We start from the raw sequence: 17,679 nt of genomic DNA on the forward strand, positions 1-17,679 counted from the left end.
TCAGGTTGTAGAAATGTCGAGCCAGGCCCGGGCGTCTTCAAAATCCCGGGCAATCTGATGTTTGAGGTCGTCTACGGAATCAAATTTCACTTCGCCGCGCAGAAAATGGCGAAACACGACGTCGATGCGCTGGCCATAAAGTGTGCCAGCAAAATCCAGCAGGTGCACTTCCAGGGACGGCTGCTTGCCGTCGACCGTGGGCCGCACACCAATATTCGCCACGCCGTCCAGCGTTCGACCATCTTCCAGGGTCGCGAACACTACATAGACGCCGCGTAGGGCGGGCATTCTGGGCAACAGCACGTTGGCCGTTGGTGCGCCTATCTGACGCCCCAACTGCTGGCCGTAGACGACCCTTCCGCGAATCCGATACGGATGCCCGAGCAGGTCTTCCGCGTCAGCCAGCCGATTCTCACCCAGCACCTGGCGAATGCGTGTACTGCTTACCCGGTCACCGGCCACTTCAACGGTGCGCGTATTCTCGACGGCAAAGCCACGCTTATCACCCACGCTTTTAAGAAGGGCGAAGTCCCCGGCACGGTCGCAACCAAAGCGGAAATCATCGCCCACCACCAGATGATGAACCCGCAGGCCGTCGATCAATACCTCCTCAATAAAGCCCATGCCGGAATAGCTGCGGAATTTCTCGTTGAAACGAAGACAAAGCACTATGTCGATGCCGGAGGCCAGCAGGGATTCAAATTTCTGGCGGAAAGGCATCAACCGGGGTGGCGCTTCGTCGCCCTGAAAGAATTCGCGAGGCTGGGGCTCGAACACCATGACAACCGAAGGCACACCCAGTTCCCGGGCTTTTTCGCGAACCTGGTCGATGATGGTCTGATGGCCCAAGTGGACACCGTCGAAATTACCGATCGTTGCCACACAGCCGTTGGCCAACGGCGCTTCCGCCTGCTGTGAAAACTGCTTCAGATTGGTCAGGCCCCGGATGAGACGCATGTAACGGCGAACCCTTGATTTCCAGCGGTGAGAAAACGCGCGATTATACCCTACCTGTGGCGGAAATGTCTTACCCGGACCCCGGCGGCGGCCAGCGCAATGAAATACACTGCCAGGCCAGCGGTCACCAGAATCGCCATATCCGCCGAGCGCTGGAAGCCGTCGGCCGCCAGCCATTGCTCCAGCGGCGGCTGGAACCAGAGGATCACCCCCGCCAGCGCAGCGTTGGCAACGCCGATCCGGAACAGGAACACGGGCCAGCCGGACTGCCAGCGCCAGGCGCCTTCCTTGATCAGCCCGCGCCAGAGCAGACCGGCGTTAAGCCAGGCCGACAGCGATGTGGCCAGCGCAAGGCCCGCATGGGCCAAGGGGAACACCAGCGCCAGGTTGAACACCATGTTTGCCACCATGGCGAAAATGCCGATCTTCACCGGGGTTTTGGTGTCCTGGCGGGCAAAATAGCCCGGCGCCAGCACCTTGATCAGCATGAAAGCCAGCAGGCCGGCGGAGTACGCCCGCAGCGCCTGGCCGGACATCATCACATCCCGGCTGGTCACTTCCCCGTAGTAGAACAGCGTCGCAATCAGCGGTTCCGCCAACAGGGCCAGGGCCAGCGCGGCGGGCAGACCAATGAGCAATACTGCCCGCACTGCCCAGTCGAGCGTGGCCGCAAACTGGTCGGGCGAGGCATCTGCGTGCTTGCGGGACAGGCTGGGCAGGATGACGGTGCCGATAGCAATGCCGAATACGCCCAGAGGCAGCTCAGAAAGCCGGTCGGAATAATACAGCCAGGACACGCTGCCGGTCTGCAGGAAAGACGCCAGCACTGTATCCAGCAGCAGGTTGATCTGGCTGACTGATACACCGAATAGGGCGGGAAGCATCAGTTGCATGATCCGCTTTACGCCCTCGTGGCGATAATCCACCCGCGGCCTTGGCAGCAACCCCAGACGCATCAGAAAGGGCAACTGAAAGAACAGCTGTAGTGCCCCGGCGATGAATACGCCCCACGCCAGCGCGACCACCGGGGTGTCCATCAACGGCGACAGGAAGATGGCGGCGCCGATCATCGCCAGATTCAGGAGCACCGGGGTAAACGCTGGAATCGCAAAGCGGTCATAGCTGTTGAGGATCGACCCGGCAAAGGCAGTCAGGGAAATCAGGAACAGATAGGGAAAGGTAATGCGCAGCATGTCGCTGGCAAGGTCGAACTTGAGCTCGTCGCCCACAAAGCCTGGCGCGAACAGTGCCGTCAATAGCGGCGCGCCCAGCACCGCAGCGATGGTTACGCCCAACAATACCAGCCCCAGCGAGCCCGCAACGGCGTTGACCAGTCGGCGCACTTCGCCAATGGATTCCTGCTGACGATAGGAGGACAGCACGGGCACAAACGCCTGATTGAAAGCACCTTCGGCAAACAGGCGGCGGAGGAAGTTGGGGATCTTGAAGGCAACAAAAAAGGCGTCTGCACCGGCGCCCGCGCCAAAATAGCGGGCGATCACCATGTCGCGCACCAGGCCCAACACCCTCGATAGCATGGTCATCATGCCCACAAGCCCCGAAGAGCGCAGCAGCCCCGGCGGCTTTGGGAGTTTTTTCTGCTGATCGGCCTGTTCGGGTTCGGTCGACATGACTGGCTCGTTTCGGTAATTCCGTAGCGTGTTCCGGGAATGTCCCAGGATGTTGCTGGAAGGTGCGGGGAGTTTAGCACAGCCCTTGCGGTGTCTCGCGCTAAAAAGGTTTTAACCTTGACATTCGGGGGCTGTAGCGGCATAGTTCCGCGTCATTTAATTCGACGCGCTGGTTGGCGCGCCCGCGATTTTTTACGAATCGATTCACAACGAATTTCAGATCTCAGGAGTTTAACGGTGGCAAATTCCCCACAAGCCAAGAAGCGCGCACGTCAGAACGAGAAGAACCGCAAGCACAACGCTAGCCTGCGTTCCATGGCGCGTACTTACATCAAGAAAGTTCAGTCCAGCATTGAAGCTGGCAAGCCGGAAGAAGCCAAGGCGGCTTTCGAGAAGGCTCAGCCGATCATGGACAGCATGGTTAACAAGGGCATTTTTGCCAAGAACAAGGTTGCTCGCCAGAAGAGCCGCCTGAATGCCCGCATCAAGGCTCTGGCAAGCGCTTAAAGCGTTTTTCGGATCCTGAATGAAAGAACCGGCCTTTGTGGCCGGTTTTTTTTGTGTCTGAATTTTACACAATCACCAAGTTGTCTCGGTGCACCATTTCCTCGTCAGAGATGTAACCCAATACTTCGGTAATTCGCTTGCTGGACAAACCAGCAATCGCTCTTGCTTCTTCAGCGTCGTAATTGACCAGGCCGCGCGCGATTTCTTTGCCGTCTTCATCGACGCAGGAAACCATTTCGCCCCGACGGAACTGGCCGGAGATGCCTTTGACCCCGACTGGCAGCAGGCTGCGACCGCCTCGGCAAAGAACAGCCACGGCTCCCTGATCCAGGGTGAGTTTGCCGCGGGTCTGCAGGTGGCTGGCGAGCCACTGTTTGCGGGCGGCGATGCGGCCCTGTTCCGGTAACAGCAGGGTACCGATAGGCTCGCCGTCTCGCAGGCGGGTGATGACCTGTTCGATCTTGCCGCCAACGATGACGGTGAAAGCGCCGGATCGGGCGGCCAGGCGGGCGGCGCGGACTTTGGTCTGCATGCCACCACGGCCCAGGGCACCGGCACCGCCAGCGGCCATGGCGTCCAGTTCGGAATCAATGGCCTGGCGTTGTTCGATAAGCGCCGCATCGGCATTTTTGCGCGGGTCTTTGTCGAACAGGCCAAGCTGATCAGTCAGGATAATCAGGCCGTCGGCTTCGATCAGGTTGGCCACCAGAGCACCCAGGGTGTCGTTGTCGCCGAAGCGGATTTCGTCGGTGATCACTGTGTCGTTTTCGTTGACGATTGGTACCACGCCAAAATCCAGCAACGCCCTCAGGGTGCTGCGAGCGTTCAGGTAGCGTCTGCGGTCGGAAAGATCATCGTGAGTCAGGAGGATCTGCGCAGTGTGCAGATCGTGACGTTTGAACTGGGCTTCCCAGGTTTGCACCAGACCCATCTGGCCAACGGCGGCGGCTGCCTGCAGTTCGTGCAGGCGCTCAGGGCGTGCGGTCCAGCCCAGTCGACTCATGCCTTCCGCCACGGCGCCGGAAGAAACGATCACGACCTCCACGCCAGCTTCAACCAGCTCCGCAATCTGGTCGACCCATAGCCCCAGAACGGCCACATCCAGCCCGCGGCCATCATTGGTTAATAGTGCGCTTCCGATTTTTACCACCAGGCGGCGTGCCTGGCGAAGTTGGGTGCGTTTGCTCATTGGATTCCAGTCCACGGGAGCGGGCGGGCAGATGCCTGCCCGCCCGGCGGTACTTTGCAGTTAATTCAAACAACAAGCCCTATCACTCAGGAGCGTAAACTACTTCCACATCGTAATCATCGTCGTCGAAGTCATCATCGCCGTCCTGACGGGCTTCGCGGCGGATCTGACGTTCGGCTTCAATTCTTGCGCGTGCCTCTTCATCCATTTGGCGACGGCGTGCCGCTTCGCGTTCTGCGAACTCTGGGTTCTCTGCCTCTTCCCGGGCCAGATCTTCGATCCAGCGCATCACCGCCTGGGTCAGCGGCTTGGTGCCCTCACCGCTCAGCGCAGAAATCCAGAATACCGGGCCTTTCCAGTCAAGCTCATCGACAATCGCCTGGCAGTGGGCGTCACGGTCTTCTTCGGACAGCATGTCGACTTTGTTCAGCACCAGCCAGCGCTCGCGGTTGGCCAGGGTTTCACTGAATTTTTCCAGTTCGTGCTCGATCGCGCGAACGCTGTCCACGGGCGATGACTGGTCGTAGGGCGCCACGTCGACCAGGTGGAGCAGCAGGCGTGTACGCACCAGATGCTTCAGGAACCGGATACCCAGCCCAGCGCCCTCTGCGGCTCCTTCAATCAGGCCTGGGATGTCGGCAATGACAAAGCTCTGGTGAGCCTGAACGCTGACAACACCCAGGTTTGGCACCAGGGTAGTGAACGGGTAGTCGGCCACTTTGGGCTTGGCCGCCGACACCGAACGGATAAAGGTGGATTTACCGGCGTTGGGCATACCCAATAGACCGACGTCGGCCAACACTTTCAGTTCCAGACGCAGGTTGCGAAGTTCGCCTTCGGAGCCTTTGGTGGTCTGACGTGGGGCGCGGTTGACTGAGGATTTGAAGCGGGTGTTCCCTAGTCCGTGAAACCCGGCCTGGGCTACTTTCAGACGCTCACCGGCGTGCGTCAGGTCGCCCAGTACTTCGTGGGTATCCATATCCACAACGGTGGTGCCAACCGGCACCGGCAGCACCAGATCTTCGCCCTTGATGCCGTTGCAATTGCGGCCAGAACCCGGCTGGCCGTTTTCGGCTTTGTGCTTGCGCTGGAACCGGTAGTCAATCAGCGTGTTCAGTGCACTGTCGGCTTCCAGGAACACAGACCCACCGTCGCCGCCATCGCCACCATCGGGGCCGCCTTTGGGCACGTATTTTTCACGGCGAAAGCTCAGGCAACCGTGGCCGCCCTTGCCCGCCTCAACAATGATGGTGGCTTCGTCTACAAATTTCATGATCAACCCTTTGCGCCTGGCGCATAAACTAAAAAGCCCCGCAGCCTCTGGGAAGCTTTGCGGGGCTCCGGGCGGCGCTGACAGGTTATCCTATCAGCACCGCCCAAGGTTCGACAGAACCTGAGATCGCCGCGACTTACGCCGCTGGAACGATGCTCACAAACTTACGGTTGTCGGGACCTTTGACTTCGAACTTGACCTGCCCTTCCGCGGTTGCGAACAGGGTGTGGTCCTTGCCCAGGCCAACGTTCTGGCCGGCGTGGAAACGGGTTCCTCGCTGACGAACAATGATGCTGCCCGAGGAAACGGTTTCACCGCCGTAGCGCTTCACACCAAGTCGTTTCGACTCGGAATCGCGACCGTTACGGGTACTACCTGCTGCTTTTTTATGAGCCATTACAAGCCTCCTTATCTAAGGGGTGTTTCAGAGCCTCAGCCCTTGATACCCGTGATCTTGACTTCAGTAAACCACTGACGGTGGCCCTGACGCTTCATGGAATGCTTCCGGCGACGGAACTTGATGATCTGGATCTTGTCGTGACGGCCGTGGCTAACCACTTCAGCGGTCACTTTGGCACCGTCTACAACCGGCGCGCCAACCTGAACCTTGTCACCATCGGCAACCAGCAGAACGCGATCGAAATCGATGCTTCCACCTGTTTCCACTTCCAGCTTTTCAAGCTTCAGCGTTTCGCCTTCCTTTACCCGGTGCTGCTTGCCACCGCTAACAATAACTGCGTACATTAATCTTCTCCGCGATTGACCCATCCCTGCTCTTTTCCACCTGGTTCTAAGGGAAGCGCTTTGGCAACCCTATAGCAGGGAGCGCAGGTTGGGATGAGTTGGGCGCGTGATTGTACGAAAAGACTCAGGGCAACACAAGCCAAGTTGACACTGATGTGTGCAATACCTAGCATTGCGCGACCTGCCAACATTACGGTTACTGCCATCCGCAGGACCAAAAAAGGAACCGGATCAACCCCATGACAGCCCAGCGAATCTACGACACCGTCACGGACGACTTCAGCCGGGTCAATGATCTGATTATCAAGCGTCTCGCCTCAGACGTCCCTCTGGTTGAAAAAATTGCCCAGTACATCATTGAAAGCGGTGGCAAGCGTCTTCGCCCGCTGCTGGTTCTGCTATCCAGCCAAGCGGTTGGTTACAAAGGTCACGATCATCTCAAGCTTGCGGCGGTGATTGAGTTCCTGCACACCGCGACCCTGCTTCACGATGACGTTGTCGACACCTCAGACCTGCGTCGTGGCCGCAGCACCGCCAATGCCCGCTGGGGCAATGCCCCGAGTGTGCTTGTCGGTGATTTCCTTTACGCCCGGGCTTTTGAAATGATGGTGGAGTTGCAGAATCTGCGCATTATGGACGTGCTGTCGCACGCCACCGCCGTGATTGCCGAAGGTGAAGTGCTTCAGTTGATGAACGTGAAGAACCCGGATGTATCCGAGGCCAAATACATGGAGGTTATTCACAACAAGACGGCCATGCTGTTCGAGGCCGCTTCACATACCGGCGCCCTGCTCGCTGGCGCAAACCCGCAACAGGAAAACGCCCTGCGGGACTACGGCAAACACCTCGGCCTGGCATTCCAGCTGGTGGACGACCTGCTGGACTACCAGGGCAACGCCGAGGAAATGGGCAAGGATGTCGGGGATGACCTGGCCGAGGGCAAGCCCACCCTGCCACTGATTTACGCCATGGCTAAAGGCACGGCAGACGAAAAGCAGTTGATCCGTCAGGCCATCCGCAAGGGCGGGCTGGATGACCTGCCGGCAATTCTGGACATTGTCAGAAGCTCAGGCGCCCTGGAATACACCATGGCCAAGGCCAAAGAGCAGGCTAGGCTGGCTGCCGCCTGCCTTCAGATCCTCCCGGACTCTGACCACAAAGAGGCCTTGGCGCTGCTGACTGATGTGGCGGTCGCGCGGGTTAGCTAATCAAACCTTGAAATCCGGCCCCAGAGTTCCGCGGTTATGGGCCGATTCAAAATCCAACGCCGGTCCCACCGGCACAATCTGGGTCGGATTGATGGTCCGCTGGCTCACGTAATAATGCTGCTTGATCTGGCGGATATCCACCGTCTCCGCCACGCCTGGCACCTGATAAAGATCCCGCACATAAGCGGACAGCGCCGGGAAATCCGAAATTCGCTGACGATTGCACTTGAAGTGACTGTAGTAGACCGCATCAAAGCGGATCAGCGTGGTGAACAGGCGCCAGTCCGCCTCGGTCAGCCGATTACCTGCCAGATAGCGCTGGGAAGACAGCCGGTCTTCCAGCCAGTCCAGCGAGTCAAACAGAGCGTTGTAAGCCTCCTCGTACTTGTCCTGCGCCGTTGCAAAGCCGGACTTGTAAACGCCATTGTTCACCGTGTGGTAGACCCGCTCGTTCACCTCGTCAATTTCGCCGCGCAAGGCTTCCGGGTAAAAGTCCAGGTCGCTGCGCACGCCTTCCAGCCCGTCGAAGGCCGAATTGAACATCCGGATAATGTCTGCGGACTCATTGCTGACAATGGTTCGCTTTTCCTTGTCCCAGAGGGTTGGCACAGTTACCCGACCGGAATAGTCTGGCGCAGCTTCCAGATACACCTCGTACATAAACCGCTTACCGTTCACATCGTCCCGGTGTGTGGGGTCGTCCGGCCGAAACTCCCAGCCGTTCTCGACCATGTCCGGGTGCACAACAGACACTGAAATGTGTTTCTCAAGCCCTTTAAGCGCCCGAAAAATCAGCGTCCGGTGGGCCCAGGGGCAGGCCATGGACACGTAGAGATGGTAACGCCCGGGCACTGCGGGAAAGCCTCCCTCACCGTCAGGCCCGGCTGAGCCATCAGCCGTTACCCAGTTGCGAAATCTGGCAGCTTCGCGTTCGAATTTGCCGCCGGTTTTTGAGGTGTCGTACCACTGATCGTGCCATTTGCCGTCAACGAGAAGTCCCATAAAGCCCTCAAGGTCTGTTCATTAGAAAGTGAAGGCAGAATACCGAGGACCCTGCTACGCTCTCAAACAATCAATTCTGGCCAACACAATCAGATAATTCGAACATGCACACAGCCATTACCATAGACGCCCTCAAGGTTCTCGACGCCATCGACCGCAAAGGTAGCTTCGCCGGGGCAGCCAGCGAACTTTTCCGGGTACCTTCGGCCATCAGCTACACCGTCCAGAAACTGGAAGAAGACCTGAACGTCGCCATCTTCGACCGCACCGGACACCGGGCAGCGCTTACGCCGGCCGGCCGTTATCTGCTGGAAGAGGGGCGGAGCCTGCTTGAAGCCGCAGAAACCCTGGCGCACACCACGCAACAGGTGGCCAAAGGTTGGGAAACCAGGCTGCGGATCGGTTTCAATTCCCTGCTGCCAGCAGAATGCCTGTTCGATGCGGTTCGTGATTTCTACGACCTTGGCGTACCGGTGGAGGTACAGCTGGTCGAGGAAGTGTTCGCCGGCTCCTGGGACGCTCTGCAAAGCCGCCGGATTGACATGATCGTGGGCGCCGACCAGATGAGCAAGCCGGCCGGAGCCTTCACCACCAGTCCTCTGGGCAAAATGTCGTTCGTTTACGCTGTTGCGCCGGGCCATTCCCTTACCAGCGCCAGGCAACCGTTAACGGAAGCCGACATAGCGGCATTCCCGGCCGCCGTTGCAGCAGACACGTCCCGATCTCTGCCACCGGGCAATGCCGGGATCTTCCGCCGCCAGCGCACGCTGACCGTTGCCAATATCGAACAGAAAATCGCCGTTCAGAAAGCCGGGCTGGCCGTGGGCTGGCTTCCAGAACCCCGGGTGCGCTCACTTCTGGAAAGCGGTGACCTGATCGGCCTCGAGGTCCACGAGCCGAGACAGCCCATCATGCTGCATCTTGCCCGCCATTCTGAAGATCAGGGCAAGGCACTGATGTGGTTCTGGGAAAGGCTGACCAGCTCCCCGGCCATCTCCGACTGGCTGGATAGCGCCCACTGATTAACAGCCCTGCCCCCGGCTCGTTTATACTGCTCCGACGCGCTTACACTGAACGGAGTTCTCAAACCATGCGGCAGCTGTCGGAACTGGACGCTTCTTTTCTCTATCTGGAGTCCGAAACCGCCCCTATGCACATCGGCGGCATCTATCTGTTTGATGCCGCAGACCGCGACACACCGCTGGCATTCAGTACTTTTGTGGCCTATCTACGCAGCCGGCTGCACGTTGTTCCGCTATTTCGCCAGCGCCTTAAAGAGATACCCTTCCGCCTGGGCCGCCCCTACTGGATTGACGACCCGGATTTCAGCATCGAGCGGCACCTGGCCTATGTGAACCTCGGGGAAAACGGCGATCAGTCCAGCCTGATGAAACTGGCGTCTCGCATTCTGGAGCAGCCCCTGAAAAGGGATCGGCCGCTCTGGCACATCACCTTCGTTGACGGATTCCGCAATGCCGGGGCAGCTGACAGTCAGAGGGGATTTGCCCTGATCGTCAAGCTGCACCACGCCGCCATCGATGCGTTCAGCGGCGAGGAAATCATTGCCAAGTTACTGGAATACAGCCCCGACCCACGCCGAATTGATCCGCCCCGGGCCTGGTCGGCGAGACCGGCGCCATCGGACGAGCGGGTCATGTTGCAGGCGGGAGCAAATCTGGCCCGTAAACCATTGCAGATTACCTCGGTGGCATTCAGCGCGGCCGAAGCAACAGCACGGGGCATTATCCAGAAACAGATGCGAAAACTGCCGCTGCCCTTTCCTCTGTTTTCGGCGCCGCAGAGCCCATTCAACCGCCAGATCACCGCCAACAGGGAAATTGTGTCCAGCAGTGTCGACCTGTCGCGCCTCAAGGCCATCAAGGCAACCCTTGGCAACGTCACGCTCAATGATGTGGTGCTGGGCCTGTGTGCAGAGACCCTGCGGCGCTATATGCAGGCGCAGGGCATGAAAACGGATCGGTCGCTAGTGGCCATGACGCCCATCTCGGTACGTTCAAGTAGCCTGCGCAAGGCGACGGGAAACCAGATGTCGGCAATGCTGCTGGACCTGGCCACCAGTGAACCGGACCCTGCCCGGCGCATCCGCCGGATTCACTGGAATGCCGTCGAATCCGAACCCTACCGTGAAGCCATTGCCGCTGACCGCCTTACCGAGCTTCTGCCTTCCACCATGCTGGCACTGTCGGCAAGGCTGTACTCAGAGCTCCAGATTGCCCAACGGTACCAGCCGGTTTTCAACCTGCCGATCACCAATGTGCCTGGGCCCCAGGTTCCGCTTTATTTACAGGGAGCCAGGCTGACCGCCCAGTTCAACACGGCGCCTCTGTTCGACAGCATGGGTCTGGTTATTGTGGCAGTCAGCTATCAGGGGACACTGACGATCAATTTCACCCTCTGCCCGGACGTGGTGGCAAAGGGCGAAACACTGGCGGGATTACTGGAAGAAAGCCTCGATGCAATCGAGCGGTCAGCCGTCAGCCTTGAGGATGAACCCGCAGAGACCGGGTTCGATACTGAGGTTCACCCTACCTTGATGGATGACGCCCTGAATCTGATGGAGGGCGCACTGCGCAAAACCGTTAACCGATTCCGGAGTTAGGTTTCGGCCGGTTTTCCTGGGCGCAGCCTGGGCTACTCGAAAGCCCAGCGCAGAAACTCGCGTTTTTCATCTTCAGAAGCATCACCCCAGAGGGCCTTGAGTTGATCAAGTGTCGAATCGGCCGAGCTGTCTGCGGATGCAGCCGGTTTTCTGGAAGCCGGGACTGGTGCCCTGTTTGCCACCTGGCGACTGTCCGAGGCAACCCAGGGTGAAGACGTGGCAACAGTGTTACCACTGGAGTCTACCAGAGCCACCTGAAAATCCTGCGCCTGAGCCATCGCCTGTTCGCGGGTCTGCGGCCTTTCAATGTCAAACTGATAGGTTTCGCCAGGCTCGGCATTGATCGTCAGGGTCTGCTTCGGGGTTTCCACAACGTGTACTTTGGACTCACCGTCATCCACTCGCTCGGCTTTGGACCAGATCGTCTTGTAAGTAAATACCACCAGATTTTCCCCGGGGAGCAGCTCATAATCTACGCTCAGGTCGTCGATCATGAAGCTGGTCATGGAACGACCGTTAACCTCACTTATATTGACCGCTCCCGGTGCCGATAGCACGGCAGCCTGGCCACTGTTTTCAACGGAGCCTTCCCAGGTCTGCACCCTGGACATGCCCGAGCTGCACCCGGTGATCACGGCCAGTCCCAGGAGGGCCAGAAAGGTGGTTCGCACGCGCTCAACAGATAACAGAATGTGTCGCCTCTTCATGGGTGTACCCTTATCCGGATGATCAGCCTGTTGGCTGTTAAAAAATGCCTGAATCGGCATTCTGACCAGACAGACCCGACAGAGCAAGACCGGTTAATTTTTTGCATCAAGTATCTTGAACAAAGAAATGTAAAAAAATGTTGAATTCGGCGGGAATTGATTTAATTTTAAACAGTCGAATTACGAAATTTCGCGTCGCCCGATCTTTGTCCACTCGAGGTCAGGCTCAGGAGCAGTCATGGATACGCAACGTCGAACCGGTGAGCAGGGCCCGGCCCCATTTCGCAGCAGCCGTTATTTCTGTGTCGGTGGCAAATGGTATTTCACCACCAGAGAAGGCTTTGACAGCGGCCCCTTTGCTTCACGCGAGCGAGCTGAAGTTGGGCTCAGGCGCTTTCTGCATGTTGTGAAGCTATTGCCGGAAGAACAGCAGATTCACTAACAGCGCCGGGGCAGGTGACTGTCCGCACTGTCTGCGTCAGACCAGGACCGGCATCAACCACCGGTCTAGGGAGTACAGGCATGCCATCGCCATAAACCCTGCCACCACATCGTCAACCATGATACCGAGCCCGCCGGGCATGTAACGGTCCAGCCAACTGATCGGCCAGGGTTTCACCACATCGAACAGCCTGAACAGCGCAAACGCCATCAACACACCGAAGACATTGTCCGGGAACAGGCCCAGAACAATCCACATCCCCACGAACTCGTCCCAGACAATCCCGCCGTGGTCATGAACCTTCAGGTCTGACGCGGTTTTACCGCACAGCCAGACACCCACCAGAAAGGCAAGGCCCACAATCAGCCAGTAGACGGCCGGCGGCACCCAGGCAAAACCCAGCCATAGCGGAATTGCAGCCAGACTGCCCCAGGTTCCAGGCGCCCGCGCAGCCGCACCGCTGCCGAAACCGAAGGCCAGAAGATGAATCGGGTCTCTCAGGAAGCCCGGCGGCAGAATCTGCTCTGGGACCTCTGTTTCTGGGCTCTGGTCATTCTGATTCATTCACTGACTCCCAAAATGATCGTACCCTCCCGATTGCACCTGAGTGGAAACGCCATCAAGTGAAAGACCGGGCCCTTCCCGCACGCGACCAATGACCGTTAGTCGCTCAAGCATGGCCTCGGGGTGGGTTTTTTGCGAATTCAGGGAGTCCAGGGATGGCTCTGATATCGTGAAGCACAACTCGTAATCGTCCCCGGCGTTCAGGGCCAGTTGCAGGGCATCGGGTCTTAGTGCAGTCAGGGCATCCGATAAAGGCAGTTTGTGCGTATCGATAACACCACCGGCGCCGGAAGCCTCAAGCAGGTGCCCCAGGTCGGCGACCAGACCGTCGGAAATGTCGATAGCCGCCGACGCATACCCCCGTAGCGCCTTACCCAACGCGAGCCGGGGTTGAGGCGAATGGTATCGTGCCAGAAGGGCTGCCTGTTCGGCCGTGGGCGAGGGCTGGTCAAGAAGGGACAGAGCCGCGCCGGCATCACCGAGGGTACCGGACACACAGACCAGATCACCCACTTGTGCGCCCGAGCGTTTGATGGCGCCATCAATCGGCACCGTGCCATGCACCTGAAGCGTCAGGCTAAGCGGGCCCCGCGTGGTATCTCCGCCGGCCAGGCTGAGCCCGAATTCGCGGGATGCCGTCGCCAGACCCGCGCTAAAGGCTTTCAGCCAGTCAGTACTGGCTTTCGGCAGGGTCAACGCCAGGGTGAAACAGACCGGCTCCGCGCCCATGGCAGCCAGATCACTGGCGGCCACGGCCAGGCTACGCCGGGCGAGCTTTTCCGGGGGGTAATTTGCCGGAAAATGGACGCCTTCAACCAGGGTATCCACTGAAAACACCAGTTCCTGACCCTGATCGACCCGCTGAATCGCGCAGTCGTCACCGGGGCCCAGAACCAGCGATGGATGCCGCTCCGCGTTTGCCACGGGCAGGAAGTACCGACGAATCAGGTCGAATTCACCCATCGATCAGCGTTGACGGGTCTCGGCAAGACGAAGGCGGTGGCCCAGCTTGTCCAGAACGCTGTTTACGAACTTGTGCCCCTCAGTGCCACCGAATTTTTTCGCCATTTCAATGCCTTCGTTGATCACAACCCGGTAAGGCACGTCCAGACGGTGCTTCAGCTCGTAGGTGCCAAGGCGCACGATCGCAAGCTCAATGGCGTCCACTTCGTGGATCGGGCGATCGAGAAAGGGCCCGATAAGCCGATCCAGTTCTTCCTGTTCACGGTGGACGCCCCTGAGGATGTCCCGGAAATAGGCAGAATCGACCTTCGACATATCGTTATCGACAATAAATTCCGATTCGATGTCGGTGATTGAGCTCTTGGAAAAATGGCGCTGGTAAAGCCCCTGCATTGCAAGCGCTCGAGCACGACGGCGATCGCCGGCCTTGGGCTGGCCAGTCGGCGCAGGTTGGGCGGCGCTTTCGTCAGATGTGGTCATTATTCACCCAGCTTATTGAACAGGCTGACCATTTCCAGCGCGGTGATTGCGGCTTCTGCACCCTTATTGCCCGCCTTGGTTCCTGCCCGTTCGATGGCCTGCTCGATGGAATCCACCGTCAGCACACCGAAGGTTACCGGTACGTCCGTATCCAGGCTGACAGCCCCAAGCCCGCTTGCAGCTTCACCGGCCACATATTCGAAGTGGGGTGTGCCACCGCGAATGACGGCGCCCAGGGCAATAATGGCGTCGAAATTTCCGGTCTCTGCCACCCGTTTTACCGCCAGGGGCATTTCGTAGGCACCGGGAACGCGAACGATGGTGACGTCCGCATCGGCAATACCGTGCCTGCGCAATGTATCCAGCGCACCCTCAACCAGGCTTTCCACCACAAAACCGTTGAACCGGCCAACCACCAGGGCATAACGACCGCTGCAGTTCGTGAAATCACCTTCAATTATTTTTACATCTGCCATGAATGGCTCCTTCATTGCGACCCGGCCAAGCGCTCGCCGGCGCCACAGGGTTAGATCATTGGTGGTTATAGGGCATGTATTCTACAACTTCCAGGTCAAACCCGGAGATCGCAGAAAACTTGATTGGCGGGCTCAGCAGGCGCATCTTGCCAACGCCAAGATCCCGCAGAATCTGGGAGCCGGTGCCGACGGTGAAGTAAACGCCAGAGCTACCCTTGCCAGCAGATTTGTTGCCCTGCTCAAAAAATTCATGAATCCGGTCTTCAAGATTGTAGCTGTCTTCAGCGCTGTTAAGCAGCACCACCACGCCCCGCCCTTCATCGGCGACTTTCGCCAGGGCCCTGTGCAGGGGCCAGCTGCGGGAGTCCACCCGCCGCGCGCCCAGCAGGTCACGCAGTGTGTCAGTAATGTGCACTCTGACCAGTACCGGCTCGTCTGGCGTTATCTTGCCCATCACCATCGCCAGGTGGGTTGAGCCCTGGATACTGTCGCGATAGGTGCGCAAATTAAACACACCGTATTCGGTGTCCAGGTCATTCTGCTCAACGCATTCGACCGTGCGCTCGTTCATGGTCCGATAGTGAATCAGGTCTGCGATGGTGCCAATTTTCAGATCATGCTGCTCGGCGAAACGTTCCAGATCCTCGCGCCTGGCCATGGAGCCGTCATCGTTCATGATTTCACAGATAACACCGGCCGGCTCACTGCCTGCAAGGGATGCCAGATCGCAGGAGGCTTCGGTATGCCCGGCGCGGCTGAGTACCCCGCCAGGATCTGACATCAGGGGGAAGATGTGGCCTGGCTGAACCAGATCAGACGCCTTGGCGTCGCGGGCGACCGCAGCCTGTACCGTTCTGGCGCGGTCGGCCGCAGAAATGCCAGTGGTTACGCCTTCAGTGGCCTCAATCGACAGGGTAAACTTGGTGCCGAACCCGGAGGCGTTGCGCTCCACCATTAATGGCAGGCCCAGCTGCTCACAGCGCTGACGGGTCATGGGCATGCATATCAGACCACGGCCATAACGAGCCATGAAGTTGATGGCTTCCGGCGTGCAGTGCTCCGCCGCCATCACCAGGTCGCCCTCGTTCTCGCGGTCCTCATCATCCATCAGGATGACCATTTTGCCCTGGCGGATATCCTCGATGATTTCTTCAATGCTGTTCAGTGCCATACTGTGTAAATACCTTGGCGGTCTGCCGGCCGCGTTTCGACGCCCGCGCAGACCATGAGTGTAAGTCCGTCAGACCGGGGCGAGTATCAACCTTTGATCCTCACCAATCTGACGGCGATCCAGCACCTTCCATTGCACTTTATCGGCCATAGATTCCAGCGGCAGATGGGCCGTTGGCCGCCCGGTACTGCCGAGGAATACCGGTGCCTGGTAAAGCCAGAGCTCGTCCACCAGCCGCTCATTGATAAAGGTTCCAGCCAACGTTGGACCGGCTTCTACCAGAAGCTCATTGATACCCAGCTCGCCCAGGCTGTCCAGAAGTTCGCCGACATCAATACCGTTGTCTTTCCAGGCCACACCACTGAGACTGATACCCAATGCTGCCAGGTCCTGGGCTGGCGCTGTATCCAGCGCTGGCGATGCACAGAAGACCTGCACGTTACCGCCCCGGAGTATGGTGGCGTCTGCCGGTGTTCTTGCGTCCCGGTCGGCAATGACCCTGAGCGGCTGCCGCGAGGGCTCAGTCGCATCACCAATTTCGCCAAGCTCTTCCCGTCGTACCGTCAGTGACGGATCATCCGCCAGCACCGTGCCGACCCCGGTCAGAATCGCATCGCTGATGGCGCGTAGCCGTTGAACATCCTGCCTGGCCTGTGGGCCAGTAATCCACTGGCTTTCACCGGACGCCATCGCGGTTCTGCCATCAATGCTGGCGGCCATCTTCAGGCGCACAAACGGCCTACCGGTGTTCATACGTTTCATAAAACCCGGATTCAGCCGCATCGCCTCGTCCGCAAGCAGGCCAAGTGTCACTTTCACGCCCGCATCCCTCAACATGGCCAGCCCGCGGCCAGACACCGACGGGTTAGGGTCTTCGGTGGCGGCATGAACGTGGGCAACGCCGGCTTCTACCAGCGCTTTGGCGCAGGGCGGAGTACGGCCAAAATGACTGCACGGCTCAAGTGTTACGTAGGCAGTGGCGCCACGGGCGTCTGGGCCCGCCTGGCTCAACGCCCGGATCTCCGCGTGGGCTTCACCCGCGCGCTCGTGCCAACCCTCCCCGAGAATCCGATCACCACGGGCAATCACGCAGCCGACCCTGGGGTTCGGATGCGTCGAATAGCGGCCGCGCCATGCAAGCTGGACCGCCCGCGCCATCATTGCCCTGTCCAGGCTGTCGGTCATGCACTTCCCTTGGGCGGCTTGGTATCTGCCAGTGCCTTGGCAACATCAACCGGATCTTCGCCGGATGACGCAGACAGGCGCTCAATCTCTTCCTTGAATTCGTTAATGTCCTGGAAGCTACGATAGACTGAGGCAAAGCGGACATAGGCAACCTTGTCCAACTGCCGCAGTTCAGTCATCACTTCCTCACCCAGATACATGGATTTGATTTCACGCTCGCCGGTTGCCCGCAGGCGGAATTTGATCCGGTTCAGCGATGCTTCAATCTCTTCAATACTGACTGGGCGCTTCTCCAGAGCTTTCATCAGCCCGGACCGTAGTTTTTCCTCGTCAAACGGCTGGCGCGTGCCATCCTGTTTGACCACCCTTGGCATTACCAGCTCGGCAGACTCGAAGGTGGTGAAGCGCTCCCGACACGACAGGCATTCCCGGCGACGACGGACCTGATCACCCTCGGCCACCAGCCGCGAGTCGATCACTTTGGTATCCGCTTCACCACAGAAAGGACAATGCATAAGTCGGAACTCCAGAGGGCCACCGCAGCAGCCACATGGCTGACA

Annotated in this window: 20 protein-coding genes; 5 read left to right on the forward strand and 15 right to left on the reverse strand. The window is 58.8% G+C overall.

Features of this window, described 5'->3' with window-relative positions; translation table 11 throughout:
• Together ribF and murJ are read right to left on the reverse strand one after the other, a co-directional pair.
• Positions 1 to 957 (reverse strand): bifunctional riboflavin kinase/FAD synthetase, encoded by a 957-nt coding sequence (ribF, locus tag E5Q11_RS14890; RefSeq protein ID WP_135804253.1) that lies wholly within the window; start codon positions 955 to 957, stop codon positions 1 to 3.
• A gap of 50 nt (positions 958 to 1,007) precedes the next feature.
• Entirely contained in the window at positions 1,008 to 2,588 is a 1,581-nt protein-coding gene (gene murJ, locus E5Q11_RS14895) for a murein biosynthesis integral membrane protein MurJ (RefSeq protein WP_135804254.1), read from the reverse strand.
• A gap of 237 nt (positions 2,589 to 2,825) precedes the next feature.
• Between murJ and rpsT the strand changes: the two genes are divergently transcribed.
• Entirely contained in the window at positions 2,826 to 3,095 is a 270-nt protein-coding gene (rpsT, locus tag E5Q11_RS14900) for a 30S ribosomal protein S20 (RefSeq protein ID WP_135804255.1), read from the forward strand.
• Between the two features lie 64 nt (positions 3,096 to 3,159).
• Here rpsT and proB read toward each other — a convergent pair whose 3' ends face one another.
• From proB to rplU, 4 genes are all read right to left on the reverse strand, one after another.
• Positions 3,160 to 4,284, reverse strand: coding sequence for a glutamate 5-kinase (gene proB, locus E5Q11_RS14905; RefSeq protein WP_135804256.1), 1,125 nt, complete (start codon positions 4,282 to 4,284; stop codon positions 3,160 to 3,162).
• 82 nt (positions 4,285 to 4,366) lie between these two features.
• The gene (gene cgtA / locus E5Q11_RS14910; protein ID WP_135804257.1) at positions 4,367 to 5,557 is read right to left on the reverse strand and encodes an Obg family GTPase CgtA; all 1,191 of its coding nucleotides are present in this window, start codon (positions 5,555 to 5,557) and stop codon (positions 4,367 to 4,369) included.
• 136 nt (positions 5,558 to 5,693) lie between these two features.
• The gene (gene rpmA / locus E5Q11_RS14915) at positions 5,694 to 5,954 is read right to left on the reverse strand and encodes a 50S ribosomal protein L27 (RefSeq protein ID WP_135804258.1); all 261 of its coding nucleotides are present in this window, start codon (positions 5,952 to 5,954) and stop codon (positions 5,694 to 5,696) included.
• A gap of 35 nt (positions 5,955 to 5,989) precedes the next feature.
• Positions 5,990 to 6,301, reverse strand: a complete 312-nt coding sequence (gene rplU, locus E5Q11_RS14920; RefSeq protein ID WP_135804259.1) for a 50S ribosomal protein L21 — start codon at positions 6,299 to 6,301, stop codon at positions 5,990 to 5,992.
• Between the two features lie 239 nt (positions 6,302 to 6,540).
• On the opposite strand from rplU, the gene ispB reads away from it, so the two are divergent.
• Positions 6,541 to 7,509 carry an octaprenyl diphosphate synthase gene (gene ispB / locus E5Q11_RS14925; RefSeq protein WP_135804260.1) on the forward strand — a complete coding sequence of 323 codons (969 nt, stop codon included), beginning with the start codon at positions 6,541 to 6,543 and terminating at the stop codon, positions 7,507 to 7,509.
• Here ispB and E5Q11_RS14930 read toward each other — a convergent pair whose 3' ends face one another.
• The gene (locus tag E5Q11_RS14930; RefSeq protein WP_135804261.1) at positions 7,510 to 8,511 is read right to left on the reverse strand and encodes a glutathione S-transferase family protein; all 1,002 of its coding nucleotides are present in this window, start codon (positions 8,509 to 8,511) and stop codon (positions 7,510 to 7,512) included.
• Positions 8,512 to 8,615: 104 nt separating this feature from the next.
• Between E5Q11_RS14930 and E5Q11_RS14935 the strand changes: the two genes are divergently transcribed.
• Together E5Q11_RS14935 and E5Q11_RS14940 are read left to right on the forward strand one after the other, a co-directional pair.
• Positions 8,616 to 9,533 (forward strand): LysR substrate-binding domain-containing protein, encoded by a 918-nt coding sequence (locus E5Q11_RS14935; protein ID WP_135804262.1) that lies wholly within the window; start codon positions 8,616 to 8,618, stop codon positions 9,531 to 9,533.
• Between the two features lie 68 nt (positions 9,534 to 9,601).
• A complete protein-coding gene (locus tag E5Q11_RS14940) occupies positions 9,602 to 11,131 on the forward strand; it encodes a WS/DGAT/MGAT family O-acyltransferase (protein WP_135804263.1) in 1,530 nt (509 codons plus the stop codon).
• Positions 11,132 to 11,163: 32 nt separating this feature from the next.
• Here E5Q11_RS14940 and E5Q11_RS14945 read toward each other — a convergent pair whose 3' ends face one another.
• The gene (locus tag E5Q11_RS14945) at positions 11,164 to 11,838 is read right to left on the reverse strand and encodes a DUF2057 family protein (RefSeq protein ID WP_135804264.1); all 675 of its coding nucleotides are present in this window, start codon (positions 11,836 to 11,838) and stop codon (positions 11,164 to 11,166) included.
• A gap of 238 nt (positions 11,839 to 12,076) precedes the next feature.
• Between E5Q11_RS14945 and E5Q11_RS14950 the strand changes: the two genes are divergently transcribed.
• Positions 12,077 to 12,280 (forward strand): DUF6316 family protein, encoded by a 204-nt coding sequence (locus tag E5Q11_RS14950; protein ID WP_135804265.1) that lies wholly within the window; start codon positions 12,077 to 12,079, stop codon positions 12,278 to 12,280.
• 36 nt (positions 12,281 to 12,316) lie between these two features.
• Here E5Q11_RS14950 and E5Q11_RS14955 read toward each other — a convergent pair whose 3' ends face one another.
• The 7 genes from E5Q11_RS14955 to nrdR all read right to left on the reverse strand — a co-directional run bounded on the left by E5Q11_RS14955 (position 12,317) and on the right by nrdR (position 17,634).
• Complete coding sequence (locus E5Q11_RS14955) at positions 12,317 to 12,844, reverse strand: phosphatidylglycerophosphatase A family protein (protein WP_135804266.1); 528 nt, start codon at positions 12,842 to 12,844, stop codon at positions 12,317 to 12,319.
• Positions 12,845 to 13,807: a thiamine-phosphate kinase gene (thiL, locus tag E5Q11_RS14960; protein ID WP_135804267.1), complete on the reverse strand. Its 963-nt coding sequence runs from the start codon at positions 13,805 to 13,807 to the stop codon at positions 12,845 to 12,847.
• A gap of 3 nt (positions 13,808 to 13,810) precedes the next feature.
• Positions 13,811 to 14,287 carry a transcription antitermination factor NusB gene (nusB, locus tag E5Q11_RS14965; RefSeq protein WP_135804268.1) on the reverse strand — a complete coding sequence of 159 codons (477 nt, stop codon included), beginning with the start codon at positions 14,285 to 14,287 and terminating at the stop codon, positions 13,811 to 13,813.
• A complete protein-coding gene (ribH, locus tag E5Q11_RS14970; protein ID WP_135804269.1) occupies positions 14,287 to 14,763 on the reverse strand; it encodes a 6,7-dimethyl-8-ribityllumazine synthase in 477 nt (158 codons plus the stop codon). Before ribH ends, nusB begins: the two co-directional genes overlap by 1 nt.
• Before the next feature lie 55 nt (positions 14,764 to 14,818).
• Positions 14,819 to 15,934, reverse strand: a complete 1,116-nt coding sequence (ribBA, locus tag E5Q11_RS14975) for a bifunctional 3,4-dihydroxy-2-butanone-4-phosphate synthase/GTP cyclohydrolase II (protein ID WP_135804270.1) — start codon at positions 15,932 to 15,934, stop codon at positions 14,819 to 14,821.
• 69 nt (positions 15,935 to 16,003) lie between these two features.
• A complete protein-coding gene (ribD, locus tag E5Q11_RS14980; RefSeq protein ID WP_135804271.1) occupies positions 16,004 to 17,119 on the reverse strand; it encodes a bifunctional diaminohydroxyphosphoribosylaminopyrimidine deaminase/5-amino-6-(5-phosphoribosylamino)uracil reductase RibD in 1,116 nt (371 codons plus the stop codon).
• Entirely contained in the window at positions 17,116 to 17,634 is a 519-nt protein-coding gene (nrdR, locus tag E5Q11_RS14985) for a transcriptional regulator NrdR (protein WP_135804272.1), read from the reverse strand. The genes ribD and nrdR overlap by 4 nt, the downstream gene beginning before the upstream one ends.
• Positions 17,635 to 17,679 lie beyond the last annotated feature (45 nt).

Origin of the sequence: Marinobacter confluentis, assembly GCF_004785685.1 — a bacterium.
Lineage (GTDB): Bacteria > Pseudomonadota > Gammaproteobacteria > Pseudomonadales > Oleiphilaceae > Marinobacter > Marinobacter confluentis.